This is a genomic window from Bradyrhizobium sacchari (assembly GCF_002068095.1).
GTDB classification, from domain to species: domain Bacteria; phylum Pseudomonadota; class Alphaproteobacteria; order Rhizobiales; family Xanthobacteraceae; genus Bradyrhizobium; species Bradyrhizobium sacchari.
This window is the reverse complement of record NZ_LWIG01000044.1, coordinates 1866-4189: the sequence shown is the minus strand read 5'-3', so window position 1 is coordinate 4189 and position 2324 is coordinate 1866. Positions and strand designations below refer to the sequence as shown.

Here is a 2324-nt window from a genome sequence, read left to right as displayed (position 1 = left end):
GAGCCGGTCTGCAGCACGTTGATCAGGTTCTTGGAGAAGTCCTGACGCACCTGCACGATCGAGAGGTTCGAGCCGAGCGAGGAGCCTTCGGAGCGAAGCGTGCTCGAAGCGGCGTTCAGGCTGGCCAGCACCTTGTTGGTGGCGCCGTTGTCGATGAAGTCGACGCCGTTGACGAGATTGCTGAGGCCGAGGCCGGCCGCGTTGAACACCACGCCGTTGATGCTGAGCGTCGAGCTGCCGGTCTCGTTGAAGACCAGCTTGAGCGTGTCGCCGTTGAGCAGGTTGACGCCGTTGAAGGAGGAGTCCTGCGAGGTCGTGTCGATCTGCGCAAGGATGTTGTTGAACTGGTTGACCAGGTTGGAGCGCGCGGTCTGCGCGACGGGATCCTGGACGGGCGGCTGCGCCGTGGTGAAGGCCAGGACGCCGGTGATCGTGCCGCCGACCGTACCGCCGGCGGTCGCCGAGCCGAGCGTCGAGGAGGCGTATTCGTTGACGGTGGTCACCGTCAGCACGCCGTTGGCGTCGATCGTCGCCGTCAGGTGGTTGGCCTGCAGCTGGGCGTTGAGCTGGTCCAGCGTCTTGACGGTGCCGTTGGTGCCGTCGCCGAAGGTGACATTCACCGGCGTGCCGCCGTTGAAGGAGGTGAAGGTCAGCGTCTTGCCGCTGATGCCGCCGACGCCCGAGGTGCGCGCCGCGGTGAAGGCGGTCGCCGTTCCGGTGTTGCCGCTGAGACCGAATGCGCTCAGCGCGTTGCCGGTGCCGGTGATGGACAGATCGGCGTTGATGCCGGTGGAGATCGCCAGCTGGCCGCTGGAGTTCACCGACGAGGGGATCTGCCCCGAGGTGGTCGAGAACGTCGCCGCGCCGTTGAAGATGCTCGCGGTCTTGACGCCGGTGGCAAGGTCGATCGAGTTGAGCAGGTCGGTCAGAGTCGCGCTCTGCAGATAGACGGTCGAATTGCCGTTGCCGTCGGTGACGACGTTGCCGCTGACGCCATAGCCGGTGGCGACGCTTGCCGCCGATTGCGGCGTCTGCGCGTTCTTGAAGGTGATGGTGTGGCCGTCGATGTTCAGTGTCGAGCCGTCCTGAACGAGAGTGCCGAGCGAGCCGGCGGTCGTCGAGCGGTTCGCGCTCACGCTCGCATTGCCTGCGCCGGTCGCCGATGTCAGGCCGAGCTTGTTGAGGAAGTCGGCCTTGCCCGTCACGCTCAGATCGGCGCCGGTCGAGCTCTTCAGCGTGATCTGGCCGCCACCCGAGATCGAGGATGGCGTCTGGATCGTACCGACCGTCGCGCCGCTCGTCGCGATGGTCGCCGCGCTCGCGCTGATGGTTGCGGTCTTGACGCCGCTGGCGAGGTCGATCGCAGTGAGGACGTCGTTAATGGTCGCCAAGGGCGCTGCCGCCGTTCCCTCGTAGACGATTGAATTGCCGTTGCCGTCGATGGCGATGTGGCCGCTGGCGTCGAGGCCCCAGCCGGTCGGCTGCGTGCTCGGCGCGGCGCCGGTGCGGAAGGTGATGCTCTTGCCGTTCACCGTGATGGTGTCGCCATCGGCGGGCGGAGCGCCAAAGGTGGTCGAGGCGGTGGTGCCGACCAGCGTGGCAGTGCCGCTGAGCACGGTGGTACCGTCGGCTGCGGTCGCGGCAAATCCGATTAATGTGCCGGCGTTCGAGCCGAGCGAGGCGCCAAGCGCGGCGGTTCCCGTGACGGGCGTCACGCCGCCGGCCGCACCGGTATAGAGCACGTTGCTCTTGGCGGTCGCGCTCGCATAGGAGGTCGTGCCGCGCAGGTCGGCCGGCGTCGCTCCGGGAATGGTGGTGGAGACGTTCGACTTGGTGGAATAGCCGACCGTGGTCTGCAGCGCCTGGTTGGCGATCGACTTGGCGCTGTCGATCAGCTTCTGCAACGAGGTGATGCCGGTATTGGCCGCCTGCAGCACCTGGACACCGTTGTTGATGCCGTCGAGCAGGTTGCTGATGTCGCTCGCCCGGTTGTCCAGCCCCTGCGCCGTGAAGAAGTTGGTGGGATTGTCGAGCGCCGTGTTGACCTTCTTGCCGGTTGACAGCCTTTCCTGCGTCGTGGCCAGCAAGTCGGCCGTCGACTGCAGCGACAACAGGTTCTGGCGAACGGACGCCGAGAGAACGATGTTGGACATTGGCGAGTCTTCCTCTTGGACTGGATACGAATCGGCCGCGCGGTCTGGAAAGCGGGCTTTTGTCCAGTCTTAGGGGGTCTCCTTTAAAGTATGGTTAACGCCGGTTTAAGGGACAGGGTTAATGGCCGGTAAACGCCCCTGCCCGCTTCCGGACGCAAAAAAGCGGCGGGG

The 2324-nt window shown here is 65.6% G+C and carries 1 protein-coding gene; it reads right to left on the bottom strand.

The genetic code is table 11. From position 1 onward, the window contains the following. A partial coding sequence (locus A5906_RS31180; RefSeq protein WP_245326996.1) for a DUF1522 domain-containing protein occupies positions 1–2153 on the bottom strand: 2153 nt, incomplete at its 3' end. Positions 2154–2324 lie beyond the last annotated feature (171 nt).